Source organism: Myxococcota bacterium (genome assembly GCA_041389495.1).
GTDB lineage: Bacteria > Myxococcota_A > UBA9160 > UBA9160 > UBA4427 > JAWKRT01.
The window spans coordinates 109,152-126,630 of sequence record JAWKRT010000005.1 but is presented as its reverse complement, the minus strand read 5'-3'; the positions used below and the strand labels follow the sequence as shown (position 1 = coordinate 126,630).

The 17,479-nt window shown below is 73.0% G+C and carries 21 protein-coding genes and 2 tRNA genes; 4 read left to right on the top strand and 19 right to left on the bottom strand.

All coding sequences use genetic code 11. The features are described from left to right. Position 1: 1 nt before the first annotated feature. The 7 genes from nrdR to R3E88_20405 all read right to left on the bottom strand — a co-directional run bounded on the left by nrdR (position 2) and on the right by R3E88_20405 (position 5,288). A complete protein-coding gene (gene nrdR / locus R3E88_20435) occupies positions 2-460 on the bottom strand; it encodes a transcriptional regulator NrdR (protein MEZ4218849.1) in 459 nt (152 codons plus the stop codon). 15 nt (positions 461-475) lie between these two features. Next, complete coding sequence (gene glyA, locus R3E88_20430) at positions 476-1,750, bottom strand: serine hydroxymethyltransferase (GenBank protein MEZ4218848.1); 1,275 nt, start codon at positions 1,748-1,750, stop codon at positions 476-478. A 231-nt stretch (positions 1,751-1,981) separates the two neighbouring features. Continuing rightward, on the bottom strand, positions 1,982-3,229 hold the full coding sequence (gene fabF / locus R3E88_20425; protein MEZ4218847.1) for a beta-ketoacyl-ACP synthase II: 1,248 nt from the start codon (positions 3,227-3,229) through the stop codon (positions 1,982-1,984). A 3-nt stretch (positions 3,230-3,232) separates the two neighbouring features. Then, complete coding sequence (locus R3E88_20420) at positions 3,233-3,469, bottom strand: acyl carrier protein (GenBank protein MEZ4218846.1); 237 nt, start codon at positions 3,467-3,469, stop codon at positions 3,233-3,235. A gap of 90 nt (positions 3,470-3,559) precedes the next feature. After that, positions 3,560-4,507, bottom strand: a complete 948-nt coding sequence (fabD, locus tag R3E88_20415; protein MEZ4218845.1) for an ACP S-malonyltransferase — start codon at positions 4,505-4,507, stop codon at positions 3,560-3,562. Positions 4,508-4,514: 7 nt separating this feature from the next. After that, entirely contained in the window at positions 4,515-4,697 is a 183-nt protein-coding gene (gene rpmF, locus R3E88_20410) for a 50S ribosomal protein L32 (GenBank protein ID MEZ4218844.1), read from the bottom strand. 3 nt (positions 4,698-4,700) lie between these two features. Continuing rightward, a complete protein-coding gene (locus R3E88_20405; GenBank protein MEZ4218843.1) occupies positions 4,701-5,288 on the bottom strand; it encodes a DUF177 domain-containing protein in 588 nt (195 codons plus the stop codon). 205 nt (positions 5,289-5,493) lie between these two features. Between R3E88_20405 and gltX the strand changes: the two genes are divergently transcribed. Then, positions 5,494-6,909, top strand: coding sequence for a glutamate--tRNA ligase (gene gltX / locus R3E88_20400; GenBank protein MEZ4218842.1), 1,416 nt, complete (start codon positions 5,494-5,496; stop codon positions 6,907-6,909). Between the two features lie 59 nt (positions 6,910-6,968). Here gltX and R3E88_20395 read toward each other — a convergent pair. Further along, positions 6,969-7,042: transfer RNA gene (locus R3E88_20395), tRNA-Gln, on the bottom strand. A 163-nt stretch (positions 7,043-7,205) separates the two neighbouring features. Here R3E88_20395 and R3E88_20390 point away from each other — a divergent pair. Then, positions 7,206-8,000: a class I SAM-dependent methyltransferase gene (locus R3E88_20390; GenBank protein ID MEZ4218841.1), complete on the top strand. Its 795-nt coding sequence runs from the start codon at positions 7,206-7,208 to the stop codon at positions 7,998-8,000. Positions 8,001-8,030: 30 nt separating this feature from the next. On the opposite strand, the gene R3E88_20385 is transcribed toward R3E88_20390, so the two are convergent. The 6 genes from R3E88_20385 to R3E88_20360 all read right to left on the bottom strand — a co-directional run bounded on the left by R3E88_20385 (position 8,031) and on the right by R3E88_20360 (position 13,009). Next, complete coding sequence (locus tag R3E88_20385; protein ID MEZ4218840.1) at positions 8,031-8,924, bottom strand: prepilin peptidase; 894 nt, start codon at positions 8,922-8,924, stop codon at positions 8,031-8,033. A 71-nt stretch (positions 8,925-8,995) separates the two neighbouring features. Beyond that, on the bottom strand, positions 8,996-9,769 hold the full coding sequence (locus tag R3E88_20380; protein MEZ4218839.1) for an ABC transporter permease: 774 nt from the start codon (positions 9,767-9,769) through the stop codon (positions 8,996-8,998). After that, positions 9,766-10,755 (bottom strand): ABC transporter ATP-binding protein, encoded by a 990-nt coding sequence (locus R3E88_20375; protein MEZ4218838.1) that lies wholly within the window; start codon positions 10,753-10,755, stop codon positions 9,766-9,768. Before R3E88_20375 ends, R3E88_20380 begins: the two co-directional genes overlap by 4 nt. Beyond that, positions 10,752-11,699: a hypothetical protein gene (locus tag R3E88_20370; protein ID MEZ4218837.1), complete on the bottom strand. Its 948-nt coding sequence runs from the start codon at positions 11,697-11,699 to the stop codon at positions 10,752-10,754. The genes R3E88_20375 and R3E88_20370 overlap by 4 nt, the downstream gene beginning before the upstream one ends. Positions 11,700-11,765: 66 nt before the next feature. Further along, on the bottom strand, positions 11,766-12,368 hold the full coding sequence (locus R3E88_20365) for a prepilin-type N-terminal cleavage/methylation domain-containing protein (GenBank protein MEZ4218836.1): 603 nt from the start codon (positions 12,366-12,368) through the stop codon (positions 11,766-11,768). A 113-nt stretch (positions 12,369-12,481) separates the two neighbouring features. Further along, the gene (locus R3E88_20360; GenBank protein ID MEZ4218835.1) at positions 12,482-13,009 is read right to left on the bottom strand and encodes a prepilin-type N-terminal cleavage/methylation domain-containing protein; all 528 of its coding nucleotides are present in this window, start codon (positions 13,007-13,009) and stop codon (positions 12,482-12,484) included. Positions 13,010-13,399: 390 nt separating this feature from the next. On the opposite strand from R3E88_20360, the gene R3E88_20355 reads away from it, so the two are divergent. After that, positions 13,400-13,475, top strand: a tRNA-Glu gene (locus tag R3E88_20355). Positions 13,476-13,555: 80 nt separating this feature from the next. Then, complete coding sequence (locus R3E88_20350; protein MEZ4218834.1) at positions 13,556-14,164, top strand: exonuclease domain-containing protein; 609 nt, start codon at positions 13,556-13,558, stop codon at positions 14,162-14,164. Here the strand turns inward: R3E88_20350 and R3E88_20345 are convergent. From R3E88_20345 to R3E88_20325, 5 genes are all read right to left on the bottom strand, one after another. After that, positions 14,161-14,826 (bottom strand): hypothetical protein, encoded by a 666-nt coding sequence (locus R3E88_20345; GenBank protein MEZ4218833.1) that lies wholly within the window; start codon positions 14,824-14,826, stop codon positions 14,161-14,163. The genes R3E88_20350 and R3E88_20345 overlap by 4 nt on opposite strands. Then, positions 14,823-15,419 (bottom strand): hypothetical protein, encoded by a 597-nt coding sequence (locus R3E88_20340; GenBank protein ID MEZ4218832.1) that lies wholly within the window; start codon positions 15,417-15,419, stop codon positions 14,823-14,825. Before R3E88_20340 ends, R3E88_20345 begins: the two co-directional genes overlap by 4 nt. A 67-nt stretch (positions 15,420-15,486) precedes the next feature. Then, positions 15,487-15,759 carry a hypothetical protein gene (locus R3E88_20335; GenBank protein ID MEZ4218831.1) on the bottom strand — a complete coding sequence of 91 codons (273 nt, stop codon included), beginning with the start codon at positions 15,757-15,759 and terminating at the stop codon, positions 15,487-15,489. Beyond that, positions 15,756-16,310 (bottom strand): RNA polymerase sigma factor, encoded by a 555-nt coding sequence (locus R3E88_20330; protein MEZ4218830.1) that lies wholly within the window; start codon positions 16,308-16,310, stop codon positions 15,756-15,758. The genes R3E88_20335 and R3E88_20330 overlap by 4 nt, the downstream gene beginning before the upstream one ends. A gap of 271 nt (positions 16,311-16,581) precedes the next feature. After that, positions 16,582-17,160, bottom strand: coding sequence for a sigma-70 family RNA polymerase sigma factor (locus R3E88_20325; protein MEZ4218829.1), 579 nt, complete (start codon positions 17,158-17,160; stop codon positions 16,582-16,584). Positions 17,161-17,479: the final 319 nt, after the last annotated feature.

The window sequence follows — 17,479 nt, the reverse complement described above, 5'->3', positions numbered from 1 at the left end:
GTCAGCCCTCCTCGCGCGCGAGCGACGCGAAGAAGGCGTCGTAGTCCTCGGCGCGCTGGAAGTCGTGGAAGACCGAGGCGAAGCGGACGGCCGCGAGCGGATCGAGCGCGATCAGCTCCTCCATCGCGCGCTCCCCGATCCAGCCGCTCGCGATCTCGCGCTCGCCGCTCTCGACGAGCCGGCGCTCGATGCGATCGATCACGCGCTCGATCGCGTCGGTCGCGATCGGCCGCTTCTCGCAGGCGTGCAGGATGCCGGTGCGCAGCTTGGCGCGGTCGAAGTCCTCGCGGCGCTCGTCGCGCTTGATGACGCGGGGAAGCGGCTCCTCGACGCGCTCGCGCGTCGTGAAGCGCCGCTGGCACTCCTGGCACTCGCGTCGGCGGCGGATCTCCTGCCCCGCGTTCGCGAGACGCGAGTCGATCACCCGCGTCGTCTCGTCCCCGCAGAACGGGCAGCGCATGCGCGGGCCGGGCTCCTAGTCGTCCCAGCGGCCGGGATACATGGGGAAGCGGCGGCAGAGCGCCTCGACGTCGCCGCGCACGGCGTCGAGCTCGTCGACGTCGCCCGGGTTCGCGAGCACGCGCGCGATCAGCCGCGCGATCTCCGCCATCTCGACCTCGCGCATGCCGCGCGTGGTGACGGCCGGCGTCCCGATGCGCACGCCCGACGTGACCATCGGCTTGCGCGGATCGAACGGCACCATGTTCTTGTTCGCCGTGATGCCCGCGCGCTCGAGCGCGAGCTGCGCGGCCTTGCCCGTGGTGTCGCGGTTCACGAGCGACAGCAGGAAGAGGTGGTTGTCGGTGCCGCCCGAGACGACCTCGAACTCGCGCTCCATCACGCCCGCCGCGAGCGCCTTCGCGTTGGCGACGATCTGCTCGCAGTAGGTCTTGAAGTCGGGCGAGAGCGCCTCCTTGAACGCGACGGCCTTCGCCGCGATGACGTGCATGAGCGGGCCGCCCTGCCCGCCCGGGAAGACGGCGCTGTCGACCTTCCGGGCGAAGTCGGCGTCGCACAGGATGAGACCGCCGCGCGGGCCGCGCAGCGTCTTGTGGGTCGTCGTCGTGAAGACGTGCGCCCTGCCCGCCGGGCTCGGGTGCACGCCCGTCGCGACGAGCCCCGCGATGTGCGCGATGTCGGCGAAGAGCAGCGCGCCGACCTCGTCGGCGATCGAGCGGAACGCGTCGAAGTCGATCGTGCGCGAGTACGCGGTGGCGCCGCACTGGATGAGCTTCGGGCGGTGCTCGCGCGCCAGCTCGCGCAGCGCGTCGTAGTCGATGCGCCCGGTGTCCTGGCGCACACCGTAGGGAACGATGCGATAGAGCTTGCCCGAGAAGTTGACCGGGCTCCCGTGCGTGAGGTGCCCACCGTGGTCGAGGTTCATCGCGAGGATGGTGTCGCCCGGGTCGAGCAGCGCCTGGTAGACGGCCGCGTTCGCCTGCGAGCCCGAGTGCGGCTGCACGTTCGCGTGGTCGACGCCGAAGAGCTGCTTCGCGCGCTCGATCGCGAGCGTCTCGACCTCGTCGACGAACTCGCAGCCGCCGTAGTAGCGGCGCCCGGGATAGCCCTCCGCGTACTTGTTCGTCAGCACGCTGCCCGCCGCCTCGAGCACGGCGTGCGACACGAAGTTCTCCGACGCGATCAGCTCGATCGAGAGCGCCTGCCGGCGCGCCTCCTGGCGGACGAGCGCGGCGATCTGCGGGTCGGCGACCGCGAGCGGCTCGGTGGCGGGCTTCGGGGGGTTCGCCATGTCGTCGTCTCCCCTGGCTGGGACGCGATCGCGTCCGAAGTGGGCGAAGTGGGCCGATGGCAGCGCCCGCGCGCCTCCGCACGCGCGAACGAGCGCGCCCGCCGGGCGCGACGCACACGCCCGGAGCAGGAGCACTCGACCTGTGGGTGGCCGTGGGGGCTCGGCGGACCATAGCGCCGGCCCCGGAGCGCCGCCGCGCCGCCGGCCGCGCCGGCACGACCCGGCCCTCGGCTAGTCGGCGCGTCCGATCACGAGCGCCGCGTTCGTGCCGCCGAACCCGAACGAGTTCGAGAGCGCGACGCGCACCTCGGCGCGCCGGGCCTTGCCGGCGACGTGGTCGAGGGCGCAGTCCGGGTCGGGGTCGTCGAGGTTGATCGTCGGCGGCAGGAGGCCCGTCTCGATCGCGCGCACGCAGAAGACGGCCTCGACCGCGCCCGCCGCACCGAGCAGGTGCCCGGTCATCGACTTCGTCGCCGAGACGGGCGTGGCCTCGAGCGCGGCGCCGAAGATGGTCCGCAGCGCGGCGACCTCCGCCACGTCGCCGACGGGCGTGCTCGTCGCGTGCGCGTTGACGTAGTCGACCGCGGCGGCGTCGAGGCCCGCGTCCGCGAGGGCGAGCGCGATGCAGCGCGCCGCGCTCTCGCCCGTCTCGTCGGGAGCGGCCATGTGGAGCCCGTCGGCGGCGGCGCCGTAGCCGAGCAGCTCGGCCCGCACGCGCGCGCCGCGCGCCCGCGCGTGGGCGAGCGATTCCAGCACGAGCACGCCGGCGCCCTCGCCGATCACGAAGCCGTCGCGCGCGCGGTCGAACGGACGGCTCGCGCGCGCGGGGTCGTCGTTGCGCGTCGACAGCGCGCGCATCGCCGCGAAGCCCGCGACGCCGAGCGGCGCGAGCGGCGCCTCGGCGCCGCCGGCGAGCACGACGTCGGCCGCGCCGCTCCGGATCCACGCCGCGGCCTCGCCGAGCGCGTGCGCGCCCGACGCGCACGCACTCACGTGCGCGACGTTGGGTCCGCGGAGGCCGTGCGCGATCGACACGTAGCCGCTCGGCATGTTCGCGATCGACATCGGGATCGTGAACGGCGACACGCGGCGCGCGCCGCGCTCCATGAGGACCTGCTGGTTCGTCGTGAGCGTCTCGAGCCCGCCGATGCCCGACCCGATCGCGACGCCGATGCGGTCGCGGTTCGCGTCGCTCGGCTCGAGGACGGCGTCGGCGAGCGCCTCGCGCGCGGCCGCGAGCGCATAGCGCACGACCCGATCGAAGCGGCGCAGCTCCTTGGGCTCGAGGTCGCCCGCGTCGGGCTCGCCCTTCACCTCGGCCGCGAACCGCACGGGAAGCTCGGAAGCGTCGAAGCGCGTGATCGCGGCGACGCCGCCGCGCCCGTCGACCGCGGCCTCCCACGTCGACGGCGCGTCGAGGCCGAGCGGCGAGACGCAGCCCAGGCCCGTGACGACCACGCGCTCCGCGTCGGCGCGCACGCGTCAGGCCTCGATGCGTTCCTTGAGGTAGTCGAGGGCGTCGCCGATCGTCTGCATGCGCTCGACGTCCTCGTCGGGGATCTCGACGTCGAACTCCTCTTCCATCGCCATCACGAGCTCGACGATGTCGAGGGAGTCGGCGCCGAGATCGTCGACGAACGACGCCTTCGGCGAGATCGCGTCCTTGGACACGCCGAGCTGCTCCACGATCAACGCCGCCATCCGATCGTCGACATCCATGGATGTCCTCCCCCCCTCCGCGGCGCCGCGACGCCGACGGTGCCGAGAACGTGGTCCGTCACCCACGAACGCGCAAGCCGCGGCCGCGCGTCAGGCTCCGGCTTCCGCGACGAAGGCCACCGCCGCGTCGAGATCCGCGAGCGACGAGATGCCGGCGCGGCGCGCGCGCCGGTCGATGCGCGCGATCAGCCCGGACAGCACGCTGCCCGGCCCGACCTCGAGGTAGCGCTCGACGCCGAGCGCGCGCAGGCGTTCGACCATCTCGGTGAAGCGCACGGGCGCCGTCACCTGCTCGCGCAGCAGGCCCGCGATGCGGTCGCCCTCGCGGTTCGGCTCCGCCTCGACGTTGGTCACGACGGGCGGACGCGCGTCGCGGAAGCGCACGCGCTCGAGCTCGAAGGCGAGCTTGCTCGCCGCGGGCGCCATCAGCGCGCAGTGGAAGGGCGCGGACACGGGGAGCGGGATCGTGCGCTTCGCCCCCGCCTCCTTCGCGCGCGAGCACGCGATCTCGACCGCGGCCGCGTCGCCCGCGATCACGGTCTGCTGCGGAGAGTTGTAGTTGGCGGGGGCGACGACGAGGCCCGTCTCGCGGGCGGCGCGCACGCACGCCTCCGCCGTCTCCTCGGGCCCGATGCCCATCACCGCGGCCATCGCGCCGCGGCCCTCGGGCACCGCCTCCTGCATGAAGCGCCCGCGCGCGTGCACGAGCGCGACCGCGTCCTCGAAGTCGATCGCGCCGGCGGCGACGAGCGCCGAGTACTCGCCGAGGCTGTGGCCCGCGACGAAGGCGGGCGCGACCGCCGCGCGCTCCTCGAGCGCGCGCAGCAGCGCGATGCTCACCGTGAGGATCGCGGGCTGCTGGATCTCCGTGCGGCGCAGGTCGTCCTCGGGCCCCTCGAAGCACAGGCGCGCGAGGTCGAAGCCGAGCGCCGCGTTCGCGGCGTCGAACACGGCACGCGCGGCCGGCGACGCGTCGTACGCGTCGCGGCCCATGCCGACCTCCTGCGACCCCTGCCCGGGGAAGACGAGCGCGAGCACGGCCCGGCTACTCCTCGTTCGACTCGAAGACCGCGCGGCCCTTGTACGAGCCGCAGGCCGGGCAGACGCGGTGCGGCTGCTTCGGTGCGCCGCACTCGGGGCACTTGGCGAGCTTCGGCGCCGCGAGGGCGTGGTGCGAGCGGCGCATGTCGCGCCGGGACTTGGAGGTGCGGCGCTTCGGAACCGCCATGGCTCATTCTCCTCGGTTGGGATCGGACGCGCCCTTCAAGGCGCCTAACATCGCGAACGGCGACCGCGGTCGATCCTCGCGAACGACGCAGCCGCAGTCGCCGGCGTTGCGGTCCGCGCCGCACACCGGGCAGAGCCCCTTGCACGCTTCGTCGCACAGGGGTTGCACCGGCATCGCGAGCGCGATGATCTCCGCGAACCACGCGTCGAGCTGGATCTCGCTCCCGCGGTACCAGCCCGACTCGACCTCGTCGCCCAGGCACATCCCGTCGCGCCGGAGGGCGAGGTCGCCCTCCGGGTCGAGCGGCACCCGACCGCGGGCGGGCTCGAGGACGAGCCGGAACGATTCGCGAAGCGCCTGACGATAGCGCGCGACGCAGCGCCCGCATTCGAGCTCGAGCGCCCCGGACATCGCGCCGGCGAGGTACACGTCCTCGCCCATCTTGTGCGCGTCGAGCTCGAACCGGAACGGGGCGACGACCTCGTACGGGCCCTCGTCGGCCTCGGCGACGCGCTCGGCCCACCAGGCCGCCGTGGCCTCGAATGCGTGATGCGACGGCGTCGCGTCGAGCCGGTCGAGGTTGAGCTTCACGGAGGCTCCGGGGGCGGCGAGCGGCGCGGCCTCGCGAGCGGCGTCGCCGCACGCGGCGACGGCGGAGGAGTCCGCGCGCCGCGGCGAGCGCGGCCGAAGTAGCGCGGGCCCCGGAGCCAGTCAACGCGGAGGCGCGCGCCGCCCCTTCCCCACCCCGGGGGCCTCCATACTTGGAAGGAGCGCTGCGGGGTATGCTGCCGCGCCCATGCCGTCCCAGACCGTCCGCACGCGCTTCGCGCCGAGCCCCACGGGGTTCCTGCACATCGGAAGCGCCCGCACCGCCCTCTTCAGCTGGGCCTTCGCGCGCCGCCACCGGGGCGTCTTCGTGCTCCGCATCGAGGACACCGACCGCGAGCGCTCGACCGACGCCTCCGAGCGCGGCGTGCTCGAGGGCCTCGAGTGGCTCGGGCTCCACTGGGACGAGGGCCCGTACCGCCAGAGCGAGCGGAGCGAACGTTATGCGGACGCGGTCGAGCGCCTGCTCGCGTCGGGACGCGCCTACCGCTGCACGTGCACGGCCGAGGACCTCGAGGCGCGCAAGCAGGCGACGATCGCCGCGGGTGGCAAGTGGACGTACGACGGTCGTTGCCGCGACGCCGCGCACGGCCCCGCCTGCGGCCCGCACACCGTGCGGCTGCGCGTCGACCCCGACGACGCGCTGCGCTGGGACGACGCGGTGTTCGGGCCGCTCGGCCAGGCGGGCGCCGAGATCGGCGACCGCATCGTCCGGCGCAGCGACGGCACCGCGCTCTACAACCTCGCCGTCGTCGTCGACGACATCGACATGCGCATCACCCACGTGATCCGCGGCGACGACCACCAGATCAACACGGCCTTCCAGATCGCGCTCTACCGCGCGCTCGGCGCCGAGCTGCCCGTCTTCGCGCACCTGCCCCTGCTCGTGGGCGAATCGGGCAAGAAGCTCAGCAAGCGACGCGACCCTGTCTCCGTGCAGCAGTTCCGCGACGATGGCTACCTGCCGGAGGCGATGTGCAGCTGGCTCGCGCGCCTCGGGTGGTCGCACGGCGACGACGAGGTCTTCACGCTCGACGAGCTCGCCTCGCTCTTCGATCTCGACGCGGTCGGGCGCTCCGCCGGGCAGGCGAACTTCGGAAAGCTCGACTGGCAGAACCAGCAGTTCCTCGCGCGCCTCGACGGCGAGGAGCTGTTCGCGCGCGTGCGTCCGTTCCTCGAGGCCGCCACCGGGCGCGCGGTCGACGATGCGCCCGGGCTGCGCGCACTGCTCGAGCTGCTGCGCGAGCGCAGCCGCACGCTCGCCGACATGGCAGCGCAGGCGCGGTGGCTCGTCGTCGCCGACGACCAGCTCGAGCTCGACGCGAAGGCGGTCGCCAAGCACTGGAAGCCCGACGCGAAGCCGCTGCTCGCAGCGCTCGCATGCGCGCTCGCCGAGGTCGAGCCGTGGACCGCCGCCGCGATCGAGGGCGCATTCGAGGCGGTGCGCGCGGCGAACGGGAGCCCGGGAATGGGCAAGCTGGCGCAGCCCGTGCGCGTCGCGCTCACGGGCAGTGCGGCGTCGCCGGGCATCTTCGAGACGGTGGCGGTGCTTCCTCGCGAGCGCGCCGTCGCGCGCATCGCGGCGGCCGCGGAGCGGATCGCCTAGGGCGCCGCCGATGCAGCGCGCCGAGCCCGTCCGGGATGGCGAGGGCGAGGCGCTCGCGCTGGATCCCCGGGAAGGATTTGAACCTTCATTGACGGATTCAGAGTCCGCTGTCCTGCCGTTAGACGACCGGGGACCACGAGCGGCGCGCAGCGTAGGCGACCCGTTCGGGCTCGTAAAGCGCGCGCGCGGGCCCGCGCGCCTCGAGTCGCGCGCGCGGGCGACCGATCGGTGCCGGGCGCGTCGCCGCCGCACCGCGGCACGGGAACGGCGCGCTCCGGAGGACGGGCGTGGCGTCGATGGCCGAGCGCGAACGCTGTCCGGTGTGCGGAGCCGGCGCGGTATCGGCGCTGCGCTCCGTGCCGTTCGAGCACCCGAGCGTCCGCCGCTTCGTCGACGCGCACTACCGGGGCCGCGTGCGCGCGCGCGAGCTCGCCGGCCGACGCCATGCGATCGATCGCTGCGACGTGTGCGGGCTCGCCTTCCAGCGCTTCGTGCTGACGCCCCCGGGCCTCGAGCGGCTCTACGACGCCGCGGCCGACGCGCCGGCCGCGGACCCGCGCACCGCGTTCGACGACGAGCGCGCGCTCGCGGCCCTTCGGCCCGGCGCGCGCGTCCTCGACGTCGGCGCGGGCGACGGCGCCTTCTGCCTCGACGCGCGCGCGCGCGGCTTCGCACCCGTGGCCGTCGAGCTCTGCGAGCGCCGCCGCAAGCATCTCGCGGAGCTCGGCTTCGAGGCGGTCGCGGACGCGCGCGAGCTCGATGCGGCGAGCTTCGCGTGGGCGCGCTGCGACGGCGTCCTCGAGCACGCCGTCGACCCCCTCGCCATGCTCGGCGCCGTCGCGCGCGCGCTCGCACCGCACGCGACGGCCTCGGTGCGCGTGCCCGACGGGCGGAGCGCGGTCGACGCCGCGGCACGCGCCTACTGGATGCCGAGTGACGACGCGCTGCGTCCGCTCGAGCACGTCAACGCCTTCGGGCCGCGCTCGCTCGCCGCGCTCGCGCGCGGGGCCGGCCTCGCTCCGCGCGGGCCGATCGTCGTCGACGCGAGCGGCGCACTCCACGTGCGCCTGCACCGGGCGAGCGCCGCCTAGCGACCCGCGGCCGCGCGACGCGGCGCGCCGTCAGAAGAGCCGGAGGGCGGGCGGAGCGAGCAGCGCGAGGAGCGCCCCCGCGGCGATCGCGGGCGCGAACCCGAACGGGCTCGCGAAGCTCCGGGTCACGAGCGCCCAGCCGAGGCCGAGCGCGAGCCCGGCGACCGACGCCATCACGATCGTCGTCATCACGCCGAGCGGCCCGAGGAACGCACCGACCATCGCCAGCAGCTTCACGTCGCCGAACCCGAGGCCCGGGAACCAGGTCCAGTAGTCGAGCGACGACGGCGTCGGGAGCGACTCGCCCTCGCCCGGCCAGTGCTCGAATTCGCGGCCGAGCGCGACCGAGACGCGCGCGTGCGCGAACCCGACCACCCAGAGCGTGCCGCCGCCGACGAGCGCGCCGACGAACGAGTGCGCGACCGCGTCGGCGAGCGCCGCTCCGTCGGCCATCGCCGCGAGCGGCACCGCGACGAGCCCGACCGCGAGGCCGCCGAGCGAGATCTCGTCCGGGATGATCTGGTGGTCGACGTCGATCGCGCCCGCGGCGACGACCGCCGCCGCGAAGGCCATGAACACCGGAGTCCAGACGGACGCACCGAACTCGAGCGCGATCGCGAGGAAGAGGAGGCCCGTCAGCAGCTCGATCGCGGGATAGCGCGGCGAGATGCGCACGCCGCAGCCGCGACACCGCCCGCGCAGCGCGACGTACGACAGGACCGGCACGTTCTCCCACGGCCGGATCGCGCGCTCGCAGCGCGGGCAGCGCGAGCCCGGCGACACGATGGACTCGCCGAGCGGCAGCCGGTGGATGACGACGTTGAGGAAGGAGCCGATCAGCAGGCCGAGGACGAACGACACGCCCGCGAGCCACGGAAGCAGCACCTCTGCAGCGCCGCCGAGCGACTCCGCCGCACCGCCCATCGCGCCCTCCCCTCGCGCGCGCCGCGCGCCGCGCGAGACCATAGCCGCGCGCGCAGACGCGCGCGCGACGTTCAGCGCAGGTCGCGGCGCGCGAAGAGCGCACTTGCCGCCATCAGCAGGATCGCGGTGTAGAGCGCCGCGTAGGCCACGGGCAGCCAGATCTCGCCCGCCGGAATCGCGAGCCCGTGCACGGCCTGCACCGTCAGGTTGTAGAGCTCGAGGTCGGGCAGCACGCGGTAGATCCACACGGCCATGCGCTGCACGCCCGCGTCGTCCGAGGCCATCGCGAGGTGGTAGAGGTTCTGCGTCAGATGGCCGGCGACGTAGAGGCCGGACGTGAACAGCGCAGCGAGCATCGGGGTCGTGATCGACGAGAAGAACGTCGCGATCGCGACCACGATCGTGAGCTCCACGGCGATGAGCCACATCGCGGCGGCGTGCCCGGCGTGCACGGGCGCGCCCGCGAGCAGCGACACGCCGAGGAAGATCGCTCCGAGCGCGGCGAGCATCAGCCACGTCGTGAGGACGAGGCCCGCGTACTTGCCGAGCAGGAACTCGACGCGCGAGATCGGCTTCGAGAGGATCGTGTAGATCGTCCGACGGTCGACCTCGCTGTGCAGCAGGTTGATCCCGATGAACACCGCCGTCGCCGCGCTGAAGATGCGGATCGCCGCGAATCCGAAGTCCTGCATGATGCGCGTACCCTCGACGTAGGACAGCGTCGAGATCAGCACGCTCGCGAAGATCATCAGCACCGAGACGACGAGCACCGCGTAGAGGAGCTTGTGGCGGACCGCTTCGCGGATCGTGTTGTGGGCGATCGTGGCGATGCGCATCGGGCTCATCGCGTCTCCTCCTGCTGCAGCGCGGATGCGGCGACCGCACCGCGCTCGGCGTCGCGCACGGCGGTGAGGAACACGCTCTCGAGCGACGGTCGGTGGGGCTGCACGGAGACGATGCGAGCGCCCGCATCCATCGCGAGGCGCAGCAGCCGCTCGGTCGCCTTCTCGGGCACGCGCAGCTCGATGCGCTCGCGCACGCCGCGCAGCTCGACCTCGAACGCCTCCTCGAGCGCGGCGGCGAGGTCGGGCGACACGCCCGTCAGCGCGACGTCGACCTCGTGCTCGTCGGTGCGCAGGTACTCCTCGATCCGGCCCTGGTAGCGGATGCGGCCGCCGATGATGATCGCGACCCGGTCGCACACCATCTCCATGTCCGAGAGGATGTGCGTGTTCATGAAGACGGTCTTGCCCTCCTCGCGCAGGCGCAGGACGAGGTCGCGGATCTCCTTGCGACCGATCGGGTCGAGGCCGCTCATCGGCTCGTCGAGGAAGACGACGCTCGGGTCGTGGACGAGCGCCTGCGCGATGCCGACGCGCTGCACCATGCCCTTCGAGTACGTGCGCAGCCGGTCGTCGGCCGCGCGCGCGAGACCGACCCAGTCGAGCAGCAGCGCGACGCGCGCGTCGCGCTCGGCGGCGGAGAGTCCGGAGAGCTTTGCGTAGAAGTGCAGGATCTCGCGGCCCGTGAGGTAGTCGTAGAAGGTCGGGTGCTCGGGCAGGAAGCCGATCTCGCGACGGAACGCGGTCGCTCCCACCTCGTGGCCGAGGATGCGCGCGCGCCCGCTCGTCGCGCGGATCAACCCCATGAGCACCTTGAGCGTCGTCGTCTTCCCCGCGCCGTTCGGCCCGACGAACCCGAAGATCTCGCCTCGCTGCACGGTGAAGGAGACGTCGTGGAGGATCCGCTTCCGTCGCAGTCCCAGCCCGGGCCGCACGTCCTTCGTCACGTTCTCGACGACGACGACGTGCTCTTCCGCTTCCCGCGTCACAGTCGGTTCCCTCCGCGCGCCTTCTCTCCCAGCCACTCGTCTCGCCGCCTCGCCTCGCGCTCGTGGAACGACAGCGCGTAGCGGCGCTCGTAGAACGTCGAGACGATCCGATCCTGGTCCCGGTCGACGCGCCAGTGCGCATTGCGGCGGAGCGCCTCTGGCACCGACGACGGCACGGGGCTCGGGAGCTGCGGCAGCACGCGGTCCGGCCCGGCGACGAGCTCTTCGACGCGCTCGATGTCGCGGCCCGTGCGCTCGCGGAAGCGAGCGCGCGCGTCGTCGAGCCGGCGTGCGCGGCGTTCGACCTCGATCTCGTCGAGCGCGTCGTAGTAGTTCGCGCGGCGTCCTTCGTCGGGCTCGTTCTTCGCGAGCTCGATCAGGAAGAGCGCGGCGGTGTCGAGGTCGTCGGCGTGCGAGCGGAGCCGCGCCACGAGACGCGGCAGGTAGGCGGGCGCGCCGTCGAGCGCCATCGTCTCCTCGAGCACGTCGGCCGCCGCGCCGTTCTCGCCGAGGTAGAAGTAGAGGTTGAAGCCGAGGTAGAAGCGGTTGCGCCACTCGTCGGGGTGGTGCTCGATGCCGCGTCGGAGCAGGTCGTTCGCCTTCCGCACGCTCTCGGGGCTGTCGGTGAGCCAGACCGCGGCGAAGCGGTACGGGTGGTCGACCCACGGATCGAGGGTCGTGACGACGTCGACCATGCGCCCGATCAGGCGCGCGTGGCGGCCGACGTCTCCGTTCTCGCCGCCGACGATCTGGACTGCGCGCAGCCAGTAGTAGTCGGCGAGCGCCGCGTCGAAGCCGAGCGAGGCGAGCTTGGCGACGCTCGGCCTCGGCACGAACTCCTCACCGAGATCGCTCGGCAGCCGGGCCGGCAGCCGCTCGTGGACCTGGTGTGTCGCGACGACGAGAGCGGCAGCGACGATGAGCTTCGCGGCCGTGGCCAGCACGACGATTCCCCCCGAAATCGTTGGCGCAGGATCCGAGGCGGCGTCGCGCGCGACGCCACTCCCTCCTCAGTACGCGTCCGCGACGCCCGGCGTCTTGGGATACGCGCGAACCTGGTTGTAGACGGGCAGGCCCGTGGCGGGATCGATCGGTGCCGCGAGGCCGCCGATCGCCGACGTGCACGACACGGCTCCGGTCGCGTCGGGCGAGACGTAGATGACGGCGCCGACTCCGTTCTTGCCGTCGACGTCGCCGAACGCCGTGAGCGTGAGGCACGTCGGGCAGGGGCAGCCGCCCCAGTCCGCGCCGTTGTACGAGCCCGTCGTGACGGCCTCGTACTCGTAGTAGACGTCGCCGTCGGGCGACCATCCCACCGCGCCGAACGCGGCCTGGACCGGTGCGACGTTGCGCTTGACCGGGCCGGGCGGGCTCCCGAGCGTGAACCCGGGCTCGGCGACGGGGACACCGATGTAGGCGCCGAACTCGGAGAAGAAGGCCACCTCGGACTTGGCGAGGGAGGCGAGATTCGCGAAGGCTTCGGTGCGCTTCGCGTTGAACTGGTAGTTGCGGAACGAGGGGATCGCGATCGCGGCGAGCAGACCGATGATCGCGACCACGATCATGAGCTCGATCAGGGTGAAGCCGCTTCGTCGCTCGTTGTGCCGGTCCATCGTCTTGGTTCCCGTCTCGTCGGTTCGTTCGTCGGTGCGGCGCGCGGCGCGCTCGCGGGGAGGAAGGAGGGGGGCCGAGCGAGCCCGGCCCCCCTCGCAATCGGACGGTCGGACTAGAACACCGAGTTACCGGCGCCGACCGAGCAGCCGACCACCGAGTTCGCCGGTGCCGGCGTGCAGCCCTGCGGGCCGGCAATCGCCGCACCACCCGCCGGAGCCGAGCCGTAGGCCCAGATCTGCGTCGCGGCGTCGCCGTCGAGGTCGGCCATCGCGTCGGCCGTGTACTGCAGCGGCGCCGCACCGATCGCGACCGCGTACACGAAGTACACGTCGCCCTCGGGCGCCCAGCCGATCGTGTCGAAGCCCACCGGAGCCGGGTTCGGCCAGGCCTGCTTGGTCGTCGTCGGCGCGGCGGCCGGCGACTGGACGTCGGCGACGTACGCGCCGAACTCGGCGAGGTACGCCTCCTCGGCCGTGCGGATCGCGGCGAGGTTCACCTTGCCTTCGGAGGTCTTCGACTTGAGCTGGAAGCGGAGGAAGTTCGGAATCGCGATCGCCGCGAGGATTCCGATGATGGCGACCACGATCATCAGCTCGATGAGCGTGAAGCCGCCCTTGCGGCTGCGGAGGGTCTTCTTCATGGGTGAAGCACCTTGTCGTTCGATGGTTGGGGCCTTGGACCCGACCTTGGGCTGCGACCCTCAACGTTCATCCGTCACACGGCACGTTGAGCAACGCTCGTGCCAAGCGACAGGAGGCGGCGTAGGTCATCGGCAGCGATGCGACGCGAACTTGAGCCAGCACTCGGGAATCTCGGCGCGTTGCCGGTGGTAGGTCGGGTGCAGCCGAGCTGAACACGCGGCTCGAAGGGGTGACGATCCTCGTCACCGCGGAGCCGGACTGCGGCAGCGCCCCCTCACGCGGGCGCGCATCGACGTCGCTGGAACCGAGCGCGCGCGGGCCCGCGCCGAATGCGCGCCGGCCGTTGACAGCCCCGAGCGTCACCCGTAGGTTGCCGCCCTCTCTTGCGTGCTCCCATCGTCTAGCGGCCTAGGACGGGGCCCTCTCAAGGCTCAAACACGGGTTCGAGTCCCGTTGGGAGCACCACTCCACCCTTCCTCGCGCGTCGACCCGTGCCTCGCGCCCCGCCGAGCGCCGTCGCCCGCGGCCGGCGCCCGGAGACCGACGTGGCGGATTTCGCCTTTGCCTGGCTCGACTGCGAGTTCGGGGGCCTCGACCCCGACGCCCACGACATCACCGAGATCGCCGTCGTCCTGACGGACTACCGCCTGGCCGAGCTCGCGTGCGGCCACTGGCGGGTCCGCTTCCGCATGGAGCGCTCGACCGCGAGCGCCCGCGAGATCTTCGGCTACGACGAGGCGCTCTGGGCCGACGCCGTCCCCGTGCGCCAGGCGCTCGGCGAGATCGTCGCGATGTGCGCCGCGCTGCCCGGCGACCCGGACGCTCGCAAGGTCGTCCCGGCCGGGCAGAACGTGCGCATGGACGTGATGTTCCTCGAGCGCGCATTCGCGGCCTGTGAAGTCGCGTCGCCGTTCGACTATCACGTGATCGACCTGGCGTCGCTCTTCTACGCCTGGTCGCTCGTCGCGGGCGAGAAGGTGCCCGCGCTGTCGCTGCGCCAGGCGGCGACCACGGCCGGACTGATCGACGGCCCCGTGCCGCACCGCGCACTCGACGATGCGCGACTCACGCTCGAGACGTTCCGGCACTACGTCGGGGCGCTCGGCGTGCGCGCACCGACGGCCGAGCCCGGGCCCGCGGCCGCGAGCGACTAGCGCCCGCGGTCGCGGCGCCGCCGCGACCGCCACCGCCCGAAGGCGCTCCGCCGGCGCGGTGGCGCTCCCTCCCGCAGGCGGTCGCGCCACTTGGCGATCGCGTACTCGTCGTAGACGAGCACGGTCGGTCGGTACCAGCGGTACCAGAAGCTCCCCGGCCGGAAGCACATCGCGAAGGCGAAGTCGACGAGGACGGGGCACCCGTCGGAATCGCAGAGCACGTTGTCGCGGTGGCGGAGGTCGAGATGGACGACGCCGAGCGCGTGCATGCGCGCGACGGCGTCGGCGAGGCGCTCGAGCAGGCGCGCGCTCGCATCGGCACCGAGCCTCTGCGCGAGCGCGCGCGACAGCGGCTCGCCCGGCCGGTACTCGAACGCGAGCGCGAGCGCGTCGACGCGGCCCAGACACGCCGGCACCGCCGCGTGCGGAGCGAGGGCGCGGTGGACGCGCTCCTCGCGCGCGAGCACGCGCGGAGCGACGAGCCGGCGCACCCATGCCGCGCGCGGCGCGTAGTCCTTCACGACGAGGGTCTCGCCCGCGATCGCCACCGCGAGCACGTCGGGCTTCGCGCCGCGGCCGCGCTTGAGCAGGCGCGACGGTGCTCGCGCGATCTCCGCCCGCGTCGGGAGCACGCGCGGCGCGCCGCGCGCGCCGCCGCTCACGGCGCGCCGAGCAGCGCGCGCACCCGCAGCAGCGCGACGCCGAGCGCGAGCGCGACGGCCGCGAGCGTCGCGAGCTCGTGGTTGTCGGCGTAGCGCCGCGCCGTCCAGCCGGTGGACAGGTCGACGCTCGACGCGACCTCGCGGCTCGGCGCGTACGAACGCCGCGCCGGCCACAGCGCCGGGACGCGCGCGCGGTACGCCGTGAAGGCGCCGCCGAAGCGCGCCTCGAGCGCGTCGCTCTCGCTCCGCTCCTTGCGCGGGAAGTAGCTCCCGACGAACCACGCCGCGAGCAGCGCGGCCGCGAGCGCGCTTCCCACACCGCCGAGCACCGCCGCGATGCCGAGCGAGATGGCGAGCGTCCCTGCGTAGAGTGGATGGCGCAGCCGCGCGTAGGGGCCCGAGACCGCGAGGATCTCGCGCTTCTCGAGATGCCCGGCCGCCCACGTGCGGAGTGCGACGCCGGCCGCGACGAGTGCGACGCCGAGCGCGACGAGCGCGCGCGACGGAGCGGCGGCCGCGAGCGCGAGCCCTCCGCCTGCCGCAAAGGGCAGGAAGCGCGCCTGCATCAGCTTGCGGCGGAACGGGTTGCGCACGGCGCGCAACGGTACCCCGCGCGAATGCGCGGGCAACGCGTCGACGCGCGGGCGCGCGCGCCGCGCGTCAGTCGTCGCCGCGCGTCGGAGGCGGGCCGAACCCGAAGGCGCGCGACTCGACCAGCTCCCAGAGCTTCTCGCGCAGGCGGTTCTTGAAGCCGGGGTCGGCCGGCACCTCGAACAGGTCGGCGGAGAGGAACTCGCGCAGCTCGTCGAGGGGCACGTCGCCGTCGTCGGCCTCGAGGCCGAAGTCGGCGTCGGCCGGCAGCGCGGCGGACACGCCCGGCGAGGCCGTGACGGCGCGGAGCGGAGCGCGTCGGGAGACGGGGCGGCGGCTCATCGGGCTTCGGCTCCCACGGTCTCGAGGAAGACGCGCTTCACCCGGTAGAGGCTCGACCGCACGGCATCGCTCGAGCGATCCGTGCGCTCGCAGATCTCCGGGATCGAGAGGTTGTCGAAGTGGCGCATGCAGAAGGCGTCGACCTGCCAGGGCGCGAGCTTGTCGAGCCGCGCCGCCACCGTTCGCGCATAGGCGTGCAGCTCGAACTCCTCGTCGGGCCGCGAGCTCTCGAAGGCGTCGGTCGTCGCGATCACCGATTCGTCGAGGTCGTCGATGCGCGCGTCGTGCGGCTTCGCGCGACGCAGGTGGTTGTTCGCGGTGTTCTTGGCGATGCCGTAGATCCAGGAGAGGAGCGTCGACCGGCCGCCGAACGCCCCGATCGAGCGGAACACGGCGGTGAACGTCTCCTGCGCGATCTCCTCGGCGTCCGCGTGATTGCGCACGCGCACGTAGGCGAACGTGTAGATGCGCTGGAAGTAGCGGTTGTAGAGCTCGCCGAAGTGCGGCTCGCTCCCCCGGCGGATGTGGTCGAGCAGGGCCTCGTCGCTCATCGCGGCGAGGCGCTGTGACGTCGCAGGCGGTGCTACGGCAGCATTTCGAGCAGCAGGCGCAGTTGTCGCACGAGTCCTGGGCAACGCGGGTACTCCGTCGCGTCACCCCTTCCCAGTGGCCGGTCCGGCTGCGACCGCAGCCCTCCCGGCCGTGAAGTCAGAAGGTTCCCCCCGTCCGCTTCACACAGCTAAGTGGCCGATTTCGGGTCCATGTGGCAGAAGATTTCGCAGTGAGAGGAGGCTTTCCCTCTCGCAGCTCCGCCGTCGCAGCTCAGCCTCGCAGCAGCGCCTCGAGCCCGGGCGTGCCGTCCGAGATGGAGCGGCGCATCCGGTAGAGGTTGGCCTTGATCGCGTCCTCGGACTTGCCGAGCGCCTGCGCGATCGCCCGGATGGGCTGCTCGCGAAGGTGCTTGAGCTGGAAGATGTGGCGCTGGAGCGGCGTGAGGTCGTTCTCGATCGCGCGCTCGCAGCGGCCGAGGATGCGCCGCGCGTCGACGGCATCCTCCGTCGACGCCGCGCGCGCGGGGACCTCCGAGGCCTCGCCGCCCTCGATCGACTCGAACCGCGGGCGCACGCCGCGGAAGCGCCGATTCACCTTGTTGCGGGTGATCCCGAAGATCCAGACGATCAGCGACGACTCGCCCTTGTAGGAAGGGAGCGCGCTCAGGAGCGTCATGAAGACCTCCTGCGTCACGTCCTCGGCCTCGCCGGCGTCGCGCAGGCGCTTCAGCGCGAAGCGGTACACGCGCGGGAAGTACGCCTCGTAGAGGAGATCGAAGTGCTCGGCGCTGCCGCCGAGGATCTGCTCGACGAGCTCGGTATCGGAGTCCCAGGTCTTTCGGTGGTTCACGGTCGCCTCGCTTCCTCGGGGTCGCGCGAGGCCCGACATCCGTCGGCTGCGGCCCGGTGGGCCGCAGTGGCTGGAGGGAAGGAGGTGCCCGGGATTGCCGTTTCCGGCCCGCGTCGCGTCGCCCCTTCGGGCGGTGCAGTCGCGGTTCCCTGTTCCCGAGCGTCCTCTACTCCAGCGATCCTCGCGAAACCGTTGCGCTTTCCAAGAGTGGGGCTCACGCCCTCGGGCGTGGGGTTGAGCAAGCCGCGTGCCAGCTCCCCGTCGCGCAGGCCTCCGGACGACTCCCTCCGCAAGCCTTCGAGCGAGCGAGGGTTTCTCG